Annotated in this window: 14 protein-coding genes; 7 read left to right on the top strand and 7 right to left on the bottom strand. The window is 59.4% G+C overall.

Annotation, left to right across the window (positions count from 1 at the left end; translation table 11 throughout):
* Positions 1-178: 178 nt before the first annotated feature.
* The 3 genes from FFH90_RS23270 to FFH90_RS23260 all read left to right on the top strand — a co-directional run bounded on the left by FFH90_RS23270 (position 179) and on the right by FFH90_RS23260 (position 2,297).
* On the top strand, positions 179-1,300 hold the full coding sequence (locus FFH90_RS23270) for a beta-ketoacyl-ACP synthase III (RefSeq protein ID WP_018926738.1): 1,122 nt from the start codon (positions 179-181) through the stop codon (positions 1,298-1,300).
* 155 nt (positions 1,301-1,455) lie between these two features.
* Positions 1,456-2,067, top strand: coding sequence for an RNA polymerase sigma factor (locus FFH90_RS23265; RefSeq protein ID WP_018926737.1), 612 nt, complete (start codon positions 1,456-1,458; stop codon positions 2,065-2,067).
* Positions 2,061-2,297: an anti-sigma factor gene (locus tag FFH90_RS23260; protein WP_007934080.1), complete on the top strand. Its 237-nt coding sequence runs from the start codon at positions 2,061-2,063 to the stop codon at positions 2,295-2,297. The genes FFH90_RS23265 and FFH90_RS23260 overlap by 7 nt, the downstream gene beginning before the upstream one ends.
* A gap of 131 nt (positions 2,298-2,428) precedes the next feature.
* Here FFH90_RS23260 and FFH90_RS23255 read toward each other — a convergent pair whose 3' ends face one another.
* A complete protein-coding gene (locus FFH90_RS23255; protein WP_018926736.1) occupies positions 2,429-3,751 on the bottom strand; it encodes a putative porin in 1,323 nt (440 codons plus the stop codon).
* A 278-nt stretch (positions 3,752-4,029) separates the two neighbouring features.
* On the opposite strand from FFH90_RS23255, the gene FFH90_RS23250 reads away from it, so the two are divergent.
* Positions 4,030-5,154: a GNAT family N-acetyltransferase gene (locus FFH90_RS23250; RefSeq protein ID WP_019648024.1), complete on the top strand. Its 1,125-nt coding sequence runs from the start codon at positions 4,030-4,032 to the stop codon at positions 5,152-5,154.
* A gap of 34 nt (positions 5,155-5,188) precedes the next feature.
* Here the strand turns inward: FFH90_RS23250 and aqpZ are convergent, their stop codons facing one another.
* From aqpZ to FFH90_RS23225, 5 genes are all read right to left on the bottom strand, one after another.
* Complete coding sequence (aqpZ, locus tag FFH90_RS23245; protein WP_018926734.1) at positions 5,189-5,887, bottom strand: aquaporin Z; 699 nt, start codon at positions 5,885-5,887, stop codon at positions 5,189-5,191.
* Between the two features lie 196 nt (positions 5,888-6,083).
* Positions 6,084-7,916: an ABC transporter ATP-binding protein gene (locus FFH90_RS23240; protein ID WP_018926733.1), complete on the bottom strand. Its 1,833-nt coding sequence runs from the start codon at positions 7,914-7,916 to the stop codon at positions 6,084-6,086.
* 88 nt (positions 7,917-8,004) lie between these two features.
* Entirely contained in the window at positions 8,005-8,568 is a 564-nt protein-coding gene (locus FFH90_RS23235; RefSeq protein WP_007934039.1) for a peptidylprolyl isomerase A, read from the bottom strand.
* Positions 8,569-8,571: 3 nt separating this feature from the next.
* Positions 8,572-9,375 carry an alpha/beta fold hydrolase gene (locus tag FFH90_RS23230; RefSeq protein ID WP_064619649.1) on the bottom strand — a complete coding sequence of 268 codons (804 nt, stop codon included), beginning with the start codon at positions 9,373-9,375 and terminating at the stop codon, positions 8,572-8,574.
* A 14-nt stretch (positions 9,376-9,389) separates the two neighbouring features.
* Positions 9,390-10,313: a LysR family transcriptional regulator gene (locus tag FFH90_RS23225; protein WP_018926731.1), complete on the bottom strand. Its 924-nt coding sequence runs from the start codon at positions 10,311-10,313 to the stop codon at positions 9,390-9,392.
* Between the two features lie 49 nt (positions 10,314-10,362).
* Between FFH90_RS23225 and FFH90_RS23220 the strand changes: the two genes are divergently transcribed.
* From FFH90_RS23220 to FFH90_RS23210, 3 genes are all read left to right on the top strand, one after another.
* A complete protein-coding gene (locus FFH90_RS23220) occupies positions 10,363-10,692 on the top strand; it encodes a hypothetical protein (protein ID WP_007934049.1) in 330 nt (109 codons plus the stop codon).
* Between the two features lie 150 nt (positions 10,693-10,842).
* On the top strand, positions 10,843-11,442 hold the full coding sequence (locus FFH90_RS23215; RefSeq protein WP_019580787.1) for an FMN-dependent NADH-azoreductase: 600 nt from the start codon (positions 10,843-10,845) through the stop codon (positions 11,440-11,442).
* Between the two features lie 260 nt (positions 11,443-11,702).
* Entirely contained in the window at positions 11,703-12,569 is an 867-nt protein-coding gene (locus tag FFH90_RS23210; protein ID WP_019580786.1) for a carboxylate/amino acid/amine transporter, read from the top strand.
* 6 nt (positions 12,570-12,575) lie between these two features.
* On the opposite strand, the gene FFH90_RS23205 is transcribed toward FFH90_RS23210, so the two are convergent.
* The gene (locus FFH90_RS23205; protein ID WP_026286472.1) at positions 12,576-13,463 is read right to left on the bottom strand and encodes a LysR family transcriptional regulator; all 888 of its coding nucleotides are present in this window, start codon (positions 13,461-13,463) and stop codon (positions 12,576-12,578) included.
* Positions 13,464-13,568 lie beyond the last annotated feature (105 nt).

Genomic DNA, 13,568 nt, shown 5'->3' with positions numbered 1-13,568 from the left:
AGCGTTTATGGCAAACTTCGCGCCTATAAACGCCGGCCCCGCGGTTTTCAGCCTCCACGGGCCCAGGCGGATCGGAATAAAGCGATGCCAGGTTTGCGTCCGGAACCTGGAATAGACCCTTTGTGTGTTGGTACGTCGGTGCCAGCGCTTTCTGCCTGAACGGATTAGAGAAACGACCATGCATAACGTCGTCATCAGCGGCACCGGCTTGTACACCCCGGCCAACAGCATCTCCAACGAAGAGCTGGTGCAGTCTTTCAACGCTTACGTCGCGCAGTTCAACGCCGACAACGCCGAGGCCATTGAGCGCGGCGAAATCCAGGCATTGACCGAATCCAGCGCAGCGTTTATCGAAAAAGCCTCCGGCATCAAAAGCCGCTTTGTCATGGACAAAGAGGGTATCCTCGACCCGCAACGCATGACGCCACGTTTGCCCGAGCGCTCCAACGACGAGTGGTCGGTGCTGTGCCAGATGGCCATTGGCGCGGCCGAGCAAGCCTTGCAGCGTGCCGGCAAGACCGCCGCTGACATCGACGGTGTGATCGTCGCCTGCTCCAACCTGCAACGCGCCTACCCGGCCATCGCCATCGAAGTTCAGGAAGCGCTGGGTATCCAGGGTTTCGGTTACGACATGAACGTGGCGTGCTCCTCGGCTACCTTCGGTATCCAGGCCGCCGCCAACAGTGTGCAACTGGGCCAGGCCCGGGCGATCCTGATGGTCAACCCGGAAGTCTGCACCGGTCACCTGAATTTCCGTGACCGCGACAGCCACTTCATCTTCGGCGACGCCGCCACTGCGGTGATCATCGAGCGCGCCGATCTGGCGACCTCCAAGTACCAGTTCGACGTGGTCAGCACCAAACTGCTGACCAAGTTCTCCAACAACATCCGCAACAACTTCGGCTTCCTCAACCGCGCCGCGGAAGAGGGCATCGGTGCCCCCGACAAGCTGTTCGTCCAGGAAGGCCGCAAGGTGTTCCGCGATGTCTGCCCGATGGTCGCCGAGCTGATCGCCACGCACCTGGAAGAAAACCAGCTCAACGTCAGTGACGTGAAGCGTTTCTGGCTGCACCAGGCCAACCTCAGCATGAACCACCTGATCGTCAAGAAGCTGCTGGGCCGCGAAGCCACTGAAGCAGAAGCCCCGGTGATTCTCGACACCTACGCCAACACCAGCTCCGCCGGTTCGGTGATTTCGTTCCACAAGAATCAGGACGATCTGGTCAGCGGTTCGCTGGCCGTACTCAGCTCGTTCGGCGCTGGTTACTCGATTGGCAGCGTGATTCTGCGCAAACGTTGATCGAAGGGGTTGTTGTTCTTTCCTCTGGCTTGTGATGACTTTTCCTACATTCGAAATAGTCGGAAGGCTGTAATTTTCGGAAATTCCAGCAGGACGATGCCTACAGGCGAAGTCCTGCTGTTTTCATTTTCGAGGTCAGAACAAGGGGGTTGTTAATGGCGGCTGACGACGCGCAACTGCTTGAGCGCTTGCTGGCAGGTGAACAAAAGGCTTTCAAAGAGTTGGTCAGCACTTATCAGAGCGCCATGCGTGCGGTGGCCTACGCTATTGTGGGCAACCGGCATGCCGACGAAATCGTTCAGGATGCCTGGCTATCGGTTGTGCGTAACCTGAGCGGATTCGAGGGACGTTCGAGCCTCAAGACCTGGCTGCTGACTATCACCGCCAACTCGGCCAAGAGCCGCTACAAGCAAAACCGCCGGGAAGTGTTGCTCGATGACCTGCCGTCGCCCCATGGCACGATCGATGATGATCGTTTTTCATCGAGCGATGGTCATTGGCTGGTGGCGCCGTTTGCCTGGCATCAGGACACGCCAGAGGCGCTGTTGACTGAAAACGAACTGCGCGAATGCCTGGAGCACACGCTGCTCAGCCTGTCGGAACTGCAAAGCAGTGTTTTACTGTTGCGCGAGCGACAGGGGCTGGAGTTGGAGGAGATCTGTAATCTTCTGGAAATCTCGCTCTCCAATGTTCGTGTGCTGCTGCATCGGGCACGGTTGAAGGTCTTTGCGACCGTAGAACATTTTGAGGAAACCGGCGAATGCTGACCTGTAAGGAACAAGTGGCGCGCTCCAGTGATTATCTCGATGGCCAGTTGAGTTTTCGCGAGCGTCTGATGATGCGGCATCACTTGATGTTTTGCCCCAATTGTCGGCGATTCATTCGGCAGATGCGGTTGATGCAGGCGACCTTGCGGGTGATGCCGCAGAAGCCGGTCGAGGATGTGGAGGCGCTGGCCGAGCGGCTGGCGGCGCAGCGGCGTAAAGATCGTTCCTGAAGGAAAGCACAGGCCGGCGCGGGTGAAACGAACGGATGATGGGGGTCGTTGCCCCGCGCCAGACTGTTGAACCTCTTCAAACGACACGACCGTATGTAAACCGCATCGTTTGAAGTGTGTGGCTTCGCAGCTTAGAACTTCGCTTCCGCGTCCAGTTGCAGCGTGTTGGTGTTGGCATCACGCTGGGTACGGCTGGAGAAGTCGGCTTTAGTCAGGAAGTAAGTGGCACCGAGGGCGAAGTTCTTGTCGATGTCGTAACCGACTTTGAACTTGTGACCGCGAGAACCGGTGGTGCCGTTGGCGAAGTCCGAGTCGGTGAAGGCGCCGACCACGGCGTTACGCTGCACGTCGCGGTAGTTGTAGTCGAGGTTGAAACCGAAGACTTTCGACTTGGCACCGACTAGCCAGGCAGTGTCCTGATCGGTCACGGCATCGTTGTTCTTCACGTATTGGCCGTAAAACGACAGCGGCATCGGCAGGCCGCCGATATCGATCTGGCTGAAGCCTTCGTACAGGCGGAACTCGTTGTTGGCCGAGTTGCCGTTGACGGCCAGGGCGCACGGTGTGGAGGTGCCGGTGCAACGGCTGTCTTCGTCGTTCTGGTAGGCATAGACGCTGCCGCCGACGGTCAGTTTCAGGTTGTCGGTGATGGCGAAACGGCTGCCCAACTGGCCGGCGGTCAGACGCAGGTCGTGACGAAATTGCACGCCTTCGCCGTCGACGTTGTCCTTGAGGTTGTAGTTGCCCAGGCTACCGAACAGTTCGGCACTGCTGCCCAGCGGGTATTTGTAGGTCACTGCCAGACCTTCCGGATTGATATCACTGTCCCAGATCACATCACCCATGCTGACCCACGGTTGCAGCATCTTGCCGCCGATCACATGCAGGTTTTTGATGGCGTCCGGGTGGTAGTCGATGTAGCCCAGATCCAGCCAGATCTGCTTCTTGTCGAAGTAGTTGTCCATGTCCTGGTTGGTCGAGCGAGCATCGTCACCGCCGCCGGTGGCAATGCGGATGCCGGTGTCCACTTGCGGGTTGATTTCGCTGTAGGCACCCAGACGGGCGCGGATGCGTTGACGATCCTTGTCACGGCCACCGTTGTTGGGTTCGCCGTCGATCTTGACCGTTTCCTGGCGTACGCGAACGTCGCCCTTGAACTGGGTCTTGGCGGCCCAGGCCAGCTTCTGGTCGAAGGCGCTCAACTCGTTGGCTTTCTTCGCGGCGACCGCTATTTGTTCGTTGGTCTCTTGCTGCGCCTGCTGCGCGATTTGCTGGGCCTTCTGATCCTTGGCCAGTTCGGCTTGCAGTTCAACGTACTGCGCCTGGGAAATAGAACCGTTAGCCTTGAGCATGTCGAGCAGTTTGGCGTCGACTGCGGCGCTGGCTGGAACACTCATGGCCAGCAGCAGGCCACCACACAAGGCCGCCGCAGTTTTCGTGGAAGCAAGACGCATAGCAATCTCCGAAGATGAGAGGGATGGCTGAACCATCCTGGACACAACCGACAGTTGAAGGTCGGAAAACAGTGGCCGGGTAGAACCCGACGCTCTAAAAACAGGCGCCAGTATCGCGATGGTTTATGACAGGTCAGTGGCGAAGTGATGGCAGGTCGATGACGATACAAACGTTTCCGAAATGCCCGATTCAGAGCCTTGTATCGGATTGACGCGTGTGGATCGCCCTGCGATCGGCGATACTCGCGGAGCTGTCACGCCAAGATGTGGAGAGGAAAATGCCGCTGCAACGTCTGCATACACTGTCGCAAATCGCAGCCCGTACCTGGGATGCCCTGGTGCCGGAGAATCAGCCGTTTCTGCGCCACGCGTTCCTCGGTTCACTGGAAGACAGCGGCAGCCTGGGCCCGCATTCCGGCTGGCAGCCTGAGCATCTGCTGCATGTCGAAGGCGAGCGCCTGATCGCCGCGCTGCCCAGTTACCGTAAATGGCACTCCTACGGCGAATACGTGTTCGACCATGCCTGGGCCGATGCCTGTGAGCGTGCGGGCATCGACTACTACCCCAAACTGTTGACGGCGGTGCCGTTCAGTCCGGTCAGCGGGCCGCGATTGCTGGCTGCGACGATCGAGGACGGTTTCGAACTCTTGCAGAGCCTGCCGGGCTATCTGGAGATAGAAAAACTTTCCAGCGCCCACATCAATTTCACCGATCCGTTCACCGACGCTGCATTGGCCGAACAGCCAGGCTGGTTGCAGCGCATTGGCTGTCAGTACCACTGGCAGAATCGTGGTTATCGGGATTTTCAGGACTTCCTCGACGCCCTCAGTTCGCGTAAGCGCAAGCAAATGCGCAAGGAGCGTGAGCAAGTGGCGGGGCAGGGCATCGACTTCGAATGGCTGGAAGGCCGGCAGCTGACCCAGGCGCAGTGGGACTTTGTGTACGCCTGCTACGCCAATACCTACGCGGTGCGTCGGCAGACGCCTTATCTGACGCGGGAATTTTTCAGTCTGTTGGCCGAGCGCATGCCGGAGTCGATTCGCGTGGTGCTGGCCAAACAAGGTTCACGGCCGGTGGCCATGGCCTTCAGCCTGGTCGGCGGCGACAGCTTTTATGGCCGTTACTGGGGTTGCCTGGCGGAGTTCGATCGCCTGCACTTCGAGACCTGTTTCTATCAGGGTATGGATTACGCCATTGCCAACGGCTTTCAGCGTTTCGACGCCGGCGCCCAGGGCGAACACAAACTGATTCGTGGCTTTGAACCGGTGATCACCCATTCCTGGCATTACCTGCGCCATCCGGGCTTGAAGTCGGCGGTGAAAGACTTCCTCGAACGCGAACGCGTCGGGGTGCTGGGGTATGCAGAAGAGGCGAAGACCGCCTTGCCTTACCGACAAGGTTGATCTTCGCCGTTGATTGCAGGCTCAGTCGCGCAGATTAACTGTCTTCTTTGCCCAGCCAGCGGTACATCACACCACCGATGACCGCCCCCAGAATCGGCGCGAGCCAGAATAGCCATAGCTGTTGAATCGCCCAGCCCCCGACAATAAGCGCCGGTCCGGTACTGCGGGCCGGGTTGACCGAGGTGTTGGTGACCGGAATCGAGATCAGGTGGATCAGGGTCAGCGCCAGGCCGATGGCGATGGGCGCCAGCCCGGCCGGGGCGCGTTTATCGGTGGCGCCGAGAATGATCAGGATGAACATGGCGGTCATCACCAGTTCACTGACAAACCCCGCCGCCATCGAGTAGCCGCCTGGCGAGTGTTCGCCATAGCCATTGGACGCCAGGCCGCTGGCCAGTTCGAAGCCGGGTTTGCCACTGGCGATGAAGTACAGCAAGGCCGCTGCGATGATCCCGCCAATCACCTGGGCGATGATGTAGGCGGGCAGTTCTTTGGCAGGGAAGCGTCCGCCGACGACCAGTCCGACTGAAACCGCAGGGTTGAGATGACAACCCGAGATGTGGCCGATGGCGAAGGCCATCGTCAGTACCGTCAAACCGAATGCCAGGGACACCCCCAGTAAACCGATCCCCACGTTTGGAAACGCTGCCGCCAGGACCGCACTGCCGCACCCTCCCAATACCAGCCAGAACGTACCTACCAATTCTGTAGCCGAACGTTTGAACAAAGACATAGCGAGTTTCCCTATCGAGATAACACTGTCGTTGTGCATCCAGCAGATGGACTACGGAACCTCCAGTACCTTGGCTGAGTACAGCAGGATTTTTACGGAATTCCAGTGACCATAAAAAACCGCCAGAGCCCGTGGTTAGCGGGCTCTGGCGGTTTCTGGTGTTCTTCCGTGTGGCTGATGGCGCCAAGATCGCGGCTCAATCGATCCCGACAAACCCGCCGGTCTGGTGTTGCCATAACCGTGCATACAAACCGCCATGGGCCAGCAGTTCGGCGTGGCTGCCGGTTTCGGCGATCTTGCCGTTTTCCAGCACCACCAACCGGTCCATCCGGGCAATGGTCGAGAGACGGTGAGCGATGGCGATCACGGTTTTGCCCTGCATCAGGGTTTCGAGGCTTTCCTGGATTGCTGCTTCGACTTCCGAGTCCAGTGCCGAGGTCGCTTCGTCCATGATCAGGATCGGCGCGTCCTTGAGCAGCACCCGGGCGATGGCAATCCGCTGACGCTGGCCACCGGAGAGTTTCACCCCGCGCTCACCGACATGGGCATCGAAACCGGTGCGGCCTTCGGAGTCCGACAGCAGCGGGATGAACTCGTCGGCACGGGCCTTGCGCACCGCTTCCCAGAGTTCGGCGTCGGTGGCGTCGGGTTTGCCATACAGCAGATTGTCGCGGATCGAGCGGTGCAGCAGTGAGGTGTCCTGGGTGATCATGCCGATGCGTTCGCGCAGGCTTTCCTGCCCGACTTCGGCGATGTTCTGGCCGTCGATGAGGATCCGCCCGCCCTGCACGTCATACAGGCGCAGCAGCAGGTTGACCAACGTCGATTTGCCGGCGCCGGAGGGGCCGATCAGGCCGATTTTTTCGCCGGGCTTAATGGTCAGGTTGAGGCCGCCGATGATCCCGCTCTTCTTGCCGTAGTGGAAATCGACGTGTTCGAAACGCACCTCGCCACGGGCCACTGCCAAGGGTTTTGCCTGTTCGCGGTCGGTGACGCTGACCGGTTGGGCGATGGTCTGCAAACCGTCCTGGACCATGCCGATGTTTTCGAAAATGCCGTTGACCACCCACATGATCCAGCCGGACATGTTGACGATGCGGATCACCAGCCCGGTGGCCAAGGCAATCGCGCCCACGCTGATCAGTGACTGCGTCCACAGCCACAGGGCCAGCCCGGTGGTGCCGACGATCAAGAGGCCGTTCATGCTGGTGATGACCACGTCCATGCTGGTGACCACACGGCCGGCCAGTTGGGCTTTTTCGGTCTGTTCCGCAATGGCTTCGCGGGCGTACTGCTGTTCGAAGTTGGTGTGGGCGAACAGCTTGAGGGTAGTGATGTTGGTGTAGCCGTCGACGATCCGCCCCATGAGTTTGGAGCGCGCATCGGAGGACACCACCGAACGCTCTTTCACCCGCGGCACGAAGTAGTAGAGCGCGCCGATGTAGGCGGCGATCCAGATCAGCAGCGGGATCATCAGTCGCCAGTCGGCTTCGGCGAACAGCACCAGCGAGCTGATCGCATAGATCAGCACGTGCCACAGCGCATCCACCGCTTGCACGGCAGAGTCGCGCAGGGAGTTGCCGGTTTGCATGATGCGTTGGGCGATGCGCCCGGCGAAGTCGTTCTGGAAGAAATTCAGGCTCTGTTTGAGCACGTAACTGTGGTTCTGCCAGCGGATCAGGCTGGTCATGCCCGGACTCAAGGTCTGGTGCACCAGCATGTCATGCAGGGCGAGGAACAAGGGGCGCAGGATCAGCGCCACCGCCGCCATCCAGGCCAATTCCACGCCGTGGACCTTGAAGAAGTCGACGTTGGATGTGCTCTGGGTCAGGTCGATGATGCGACTCAGGTAGCTGAACAGCGCCACTTCGATCAGCGCGCCGAACAGGCCGACGACCAACAAAACGGCGAAGATTGGCCAGACCTGCTTGAGGTAGTAGGTATAGAAGGAGAGAACCCGACTCGGTGGAGCTGCCGTCGGGGCGTCGCGGAAAATGTCGATCAGTTTTTCGAAACGGCGATAAAGCATCGGTTCTCCGCCCGTGTACGGGCTCTCCTTTAAACGATATGAGCGGCGCCGGATATCGACCGGCCACCGCTCAAGACTGCCGGTGTACTCAGTCGATGCGCTTGGCCGACTTGATCAGCACCGGGTCGACAGGCACGTTCTGCATGCCTTGTTTGGTGGTGGTCTGAGAGTTGACGATGATGTCCACCACGTCCATGCCCTTGACCACTTTGGCGAAGACGGCGTAACCGGCGTCGCGACCCGGATCGAGGAAGGCGTTATCGGCCACGTTGATGAAGAACTGGCTGGTGGCCGAATCCGGGTTTGAAGTACGCGCCATCGACAGCGTGCCACGCACGTTATGCAGGCCGTTGCTGGCTTCGTTTTTGATCGGTGCCTTGGTTTCCTTCTGTTGCATCTGTGCAGTGAAACCACCGCCCTGAGCCATGAAACCTGGAATCACACGGTGAAAAATCGTGTTGTTGTAGAAGCCACTGTCGACGTACTCAAGGAAGTTCTTGGTACTGATCGGCGCCTTGACCGGGTCCAGTTCGATTTCGATCTGGCCGTTGGTGGTCTCCAGCAGCACGTGGGGTGCCTTGGCCGGCGTAGCGGCCATCAGGTTGGCGGCAAACAGAACGGAGCCGGCGACGAGGGCGATTTTTTTCAGCATGGGTCAGTGATCCTGAGTGGTGGTGTCGACTGCGGTGAGAAACTCGAGCAGCGTTTGGTTGAAGCGTTCGGGTTGATCCAGCGGGGTGGCGTGGCGCGAATCGGCGATCACCACCAGCCGCGCATCGGGCAGCAGTTTTACATAGGTTTCTTTCAGCGCGACCGGGGTGTAGTCACGGTCGGCGCTGACGACGAGGGTTGGACACGAAACCCTGGAAAGTCGTTCCTGAACCCCCCAGCCAACGATGGCATCGAAGCTGGCGAGATAAGCATGTTTGTCGTTTTTTGCCCAGCGCGCCGCTATTTTTTGTCGTAACGAAGCTTGTTCCGGCTTGGGAAACAGTTTGGCGCCCAGGGCCTTGCCGATGGTGCCCATGCTCAGCACGCGCATCAGGCTCCAGCGTTTGAACCACTGCCAATAATCGTTGCGGCTGCGCCGTTTGACCTCGGGCGCGCTGTTGACGATGCACAGGCTCTTGAGCAGTTGCGGCTGGTCCACCGCCAGTTGAAAAGCGATCATGCCACCCATCGAAAGCCCCACAAGATGTGCAGGGCCAAGGTTCAAGTGTTCGATCAGCGCGATCAGGTCGGCGCTGAACCCGGCGATGCTGTAGCGCTCGCGGGGTTTGTCGGAGCGCCCGTGGCCGCGCACATCCGGCACGATCACCCGATGGTGGGCGGCGAGCGCCGGGATCTGCATTTCCCAGTCCTGGGTGCTGGAGCCCAACCCGTGAACCAGCAGCAACGGAGTGCCGTGGCCATATTCCTCATAGTGCAGGTTGCAACCTTCATGTTCGAAATAGGCCATGGGTACACTCCGTGTCAGGCTTGTTCGGGTGCGGCGAAGGGCGCATCCAGCGGCGCGGTGTCAAAGGTGCGCAGCAGTTCGATGAGAATCTGCGTGGCCGGGCCTAAGGGTTTGTCCTTGTTCGAATACAGATAGAAACTCGGGTTGCGGCTTCCGCCCTGATCCAACGGTAGCACTTTGAGCGTGCCTTCTTTGAGTTCGCGCTCGATCATGTGCCGGGGTAGCCAGGCGAAGCCCAGACCGCTGCTGACGAAGGTCGCGGCAGTGGCCAGGCTGCCGACGGTCCAGCGCTGTTCGGCACCGAGCCAGCCGACATCTCGCGGTTGCTGACGGCCGGAGTCGCGGATCACCACTTGCATCTGGCTTTCCAGGTCCTGGAAGCTCAGCTCGCGATTCAGACGATGCAGGGCATGTTCGGGGTGGGCGACCGCGATGAATTCGACATCGCTCAGCTCCGCGCCCAGGTAGCCGGGAATACTGAAACTGGTAATGGCCAGATCGGCCACGCCTTCGAGCAATACTTCTTCCACCCCCGATAACACTTCTTCACGCAGCCGCACCCGGCAACCGCGACTTTGCGGCATGAACGCGGTCAAGGCGCGGACGAGGCGGGCGCTCGGGTACGCGGCGTCGACCACCAGCCGTACTTCCGCTTCCCAGCCTTGTTCCATGTGGTGGGCCAGGTCTTCAAGTTGGCTGGCCTGTTTCACCAGTTGCCGGGAGCGGCGCAGCAGCACGCCGCCGGCCTCGGTGAGCACCGCTTTGCGGCCATCGATGCGCAACAGCGGTACGCCGAGTTGGTCCTGCATGCGCGCTACGGTGTAGCTGACCGACGATTGCGAACGGTGCAGCACTTCGGCGGCCTGGGCGAAACCGCCGTGATCGACCACGGCCTGCAACGTTCGCCATTGATCAAGGGTCACGCGGGGCGCTTTCATGTTGAGCTCCTCTTGTCCTAAGCTGGCAGCTCTTATTGGAGACTGCCGAATGAAAAAAATCTGTTGTGTGATGGCGGGGTGTGCGGTGTTGGCGATGTTGCCTCTGACTGCGTTTGCCTATCCGATCGATGTCAATAAACAGCTCAACGGTTTGAAGGTCGACTACAACGCCTATGACACGGACGCCGACATCGGCTCCATTCAGGTCAACAACTACGGCGACACCGACGTCACTTGCAAAGTGGTTTTCAATAACGGTCCGGAAGCGCCACGCACCCGCAAGATCGACGTACCCGCCGGCAAACACAAAAACGCCACGGCCAAGTTCACCCGCACCATCATCAAGCTTCGTATCGACCTGACTTGCACCCCGAAATGACCTCAAGCGGAGCATGTCGGCTGGGCATGCTTCGCTTATAAACGAATTTATCGATGCTTTATAGCAGTTATTTGCGCTTTTTCATCGATATGACTCTGTTTAACCTTCACTCCATCGACCTACAGCATTCTCAGATGGAGGCTACATCCCATGTCCCGCGTTCTGATCATCGAAAGCAGCGCCCGTCAGCAAGACTCGGTTTCCCGCCAGCTGACCCAGACCTTCATCAGTCAGTGGAAAGCCGCACACCCGGCCGACCAGATCACCGTCCGTGACCTGGCCGTCAACCCGGTGCCGCACCTGGACATCAACCTGCTGGGCGGCTGGATGAAACCTGTCGAACAACGCAACGAGATCGAACAGGCCTCGCTGGAACGCTCCAACCAATTGACCGACGAACTGCTGGCCGCCGACGTGCTGGTGATGGCAGCGCCCATGTACAACTTCGCGATTCCGAGCACCCTGAAAGCCTGGCTCGACCATGTGCTGCGTGCCGGCGTGACCTTCAAATACACCGAAACCGGCCCGCAAGGCTTGCTCAGCGGCAAGCGTGCCTACGTGCTGACCGCTCGCGGCGGGATCTACGCCGGCAGCACCGCGGATCACCAGGAACCCTACCTGCGTCAGGTCATGGGCTTCATCGGCATCCACGACGTCACGTTCATTCACGCCGAAGGCATGAACCTGGGCGGCGACTTCCAGGAGAAAGGCCTGAACCAGGCCAACGCCAAACTGGCCCAGGTCGCCTGAGTCGTTAATCGCCAGATAATCGCTGGATGGTCTAGTGACCTGGCGCGACCCTTCAAGCCTGCACGCGCATCGAACCTCCCTTTGCACTTATTGCTCCTGAGTGCTCTAGCCCGATTGAACGCTTTAGCGAGATCGGGCTTTTTTTTGCCTGGGATTTAGTGGGCGCTGATGATTCTGTGGGACCGGGCTTGTTGTTGGCTGAGCGTTCGCGATAACGGGCAAAAACCGCTATCGTCGCCGCCATTCAAAACGAGGCGAGCATGGGCTATCTACTTTTTGTCACGCTGATCCAGGCGTTTTCCTTCAGTTTGATCGGCGAGTACCTGGCCGGTCATGTCGACAGCTACTTCGCGGTGCTTGTGCGAGTGCTGCTGGCGGGGCTGGTGTTCATTCCGCTGACACGCTGGCGTTCGGTCGAGCCGGCATTCATGCGCGGGATGTTGTTGATCGGCGCGCTGCAGTTCGGTGTGACCTATGTCTGTTTGTATTTGAGCTTCCGCGTGCTGACGGTGCCGGAAGTGCTGCTGTTCACCATCCTCACGCCGCTGCACGTGACCCTGATCGAAGACGCACTGAACCGGCGCTTCAATCCGTGGGCCTTGATCGCGGCATTGGTGGCCGTGGCGGGTGCGGCAGTGATTCGCTACGACCGGATCAATCCGGACTTCTTCATGGGCTTTCTGTTGCTGCAACTGGCCAACTTCACCTACGCCGCCGGGCAGGTGCTCTATAAACATCTGGTGGCCCGCCATCCGAGCGATCTGCCGCATTACCGGCGATTCGGCTACTTCTATCTGGGCGCATTGGCGGTGGCGTTGCCGGCATTTCTGCTGTTCGGCAAACAGAACTTCCTGCCCGAAGCGCCGCTGCAATGGGGCGTGCTGCTGTTCCTCGGCCTGGTCTCGACCGCGCTGGGCTTGTACTGGTGGAACAAGGGCGCGTGCCTGGTGAATGGCGGGACGCTGGCGGTGATGAATAATCTGCATGTGCCGGTGGGGTTGCTGATCAATTTGCTGATCTGGAATCAGCATGAAGAGTTGGGGCGGTTGTTGTTGGGTGGATCGGTCATTCTGGCGGCGGTGTGGATCAGCCGGTTGGGTGTACGCCAACCCGTCATTGCACACTAAACCGGGTTAATTCGGCGCCAACTGCGCCACCATAAACTCAATAAACGCCCGGGTCTTTTGTGGTACGCGACGCGAGGAAGGGTAAACCGCGTTGATGGTAATCGCTGGTGCCTGCCACTCGCACAGCACCGGCACCAGGCGGCCTGCCGCCAACGCGCCTTCCACAATGAAATCAGGCAACAGGGCGATGCCCATCCCGGCTTCGGCGGCCTGAGCGAGCAAGTCGCCGTTGTTGGCGTGCAACGGGCCGGAAACGTTGACCCGTTGCGTCTCCTTGCCATTGCACAACTGCAGGCTCACGCCGCTTTGCAGATACCCGTAATTCAGGCATTGATGCGCGCGCAAGTCTTGCGGGGTCCGCGGTATGCCTGCACGCGCCAGATAGGCGGGGGAGGCCACCATGATCCGCGGTGCCGGTGCCAGTTGCCGGGCGATCATGGTCGAGTCTGGCATGCTGGCGATGCGAATCGTCACATCGAAGCCGCCACGCACTGGATCGACCTGTTGATCGCTGAGCACCAGTTGAAGCTCGATGTTCGGATGCTGCTCATGGAACAGCGGAATCAACCGTCCAAGGCGATGCAGGCCGAACGACATCGGCGCATTCACCCGCAACACCCCACGTAGCTCGCCGATGCCGTCTCGAGCGCGCTGCTCGGCCTCGTCCAGCGCGGACAACACCTCCCGCGCCGCCTCGAAATACTCGGCGCCAGCCTCGGTCAAGTGCAGGCTGCGCGTAGTGCGCTGCAGTAATTGCACGCCGATTGCTTCCTCCAACGCCTGAATCTGTTTACTCACCTTTGATCGCGGCACGTCCATCGCGCGAGCGGCAGCTGCGAAGCCGTTCTCGCCAACCGTCACGACAAAGGCGCGCATGCATTCGATCCGATCCACGATTGTCCCTTTTTTAGAATCAATTATTCTCGATTTTAGGGAATTGTCCCTTTTTTATCTAGCCCGTAAAGTTACTTCCAAGCCAGCAAGCAAACAGCTTGAGGC

Source organism: Pseudomonas sp. ATCC 43928 (genome assembly GCF_005938665.2).
Classification (GTDB): domain Bacteria; phylum Pseudomonadota; class Gammaproteobacteria; order Pseudomonadales; family Pseudomonadaceae; genus Aquipseudomonas.
This window is presented reverse-complemented; position numbering and strand designations above follow the sequence as displayed.

Excerpts from the sequence above, each read along its gene's own strand:
- FFH90_RS23270 (WP_018926738.1), top strand. The coding sequence starts at position 179 with ATGCATAACGTCGTCATCAGCGGCACCGGCTTGTACACCCCGGCCAAC.
- FFH90_RS23265 (WP_018926737.1), top strand. The coding sequence starts at position 1,456 with ATGGCGGCTGACGACGCGCAACTGCTTGAGCGCTTGCTGGCAGGTGAA.
- FFH90_RS23260 (WP_007934080.1), top strand. The coding sequence starts at position 2,061 with ATGCTGACCTGTAAGGAACAAGTGGCGCGCTCCAGTGATTATCTCGAT.
- FFH90_RS23255 (WP_018926736.1), bottom strand. The coding sequence starts at position 3,751 with ATGCGTCTTGCTTCCACGAAAACTGCGGCGGCCTTGTGTGGTGGCCTG.
- FFH90_RS23250 (WP_019648024.1), top strand. The coding sequence starts at position 4,030 with ATGCCGCTGCAACGTCTGCATACACTGTCGCAAATCGCAGCCCGTACC.
- aqpZ (WP_018926734.1), bottom strand. The coding sequence starts at position 5,887 with ATGTCTTTGTTCAAACGTTCGGCTACAGAATTGGTAGGTACGTTCTGG.
- FFH90_RS23240 (WP_018926733.1), bottom strand. The coding sequence starts at position 7,916 with ATGCTTTATCGCCGTTTCGAAAAACTGATCGACATTTTCCGCGACGCC.
- FFH90_RS23235 (WP_007934039.1), bottom strand. The coding sequence starts at position 8,568 with ATGCTGAAAAAAATCGCCCTCGTCGCCGGCTCCGTTCTGTTTGCCGCC.
- FFH90_RS23230 (WP_064619649.1), bottom strand. The coding sequence starts at position 9,375 with ATGGCCTATTTCGAACATGAAGGTTGCAACCTGCACTATGAGGAATAT.
- FFH90_RS23225 (WP_018926731.1), bottom strand. The coding sequence starts at position 10,313 with ATGAAAGCGCCCCGCGTGACCCTTGATCAATGGCGAACGTTGCAGGCC.
- FFH90_RS23220 (WP_007934049.1), top strand. The coding sequence starts at position 10,363 with ATGAAAAAAATCTGTTGTGTGATGGCGGGGTGTGCGGTGTTGGCGATG.
- FFH90_RS23215 (WP_019580787.1), top strand. The coding sequence starts at position 10,843 with ATGTCCCGCGTTCTGATCATCGAAAGCAGCGCCCGTCAGCAAGACTCG.
- FFH90_RS23210 (WP_019580786.1), top strand. The coding sequence starts at position 11,703 with ATGGGCTATCTACTTTTTGTCACGCTGATCCAGGCGTTTTCCTTCAGT.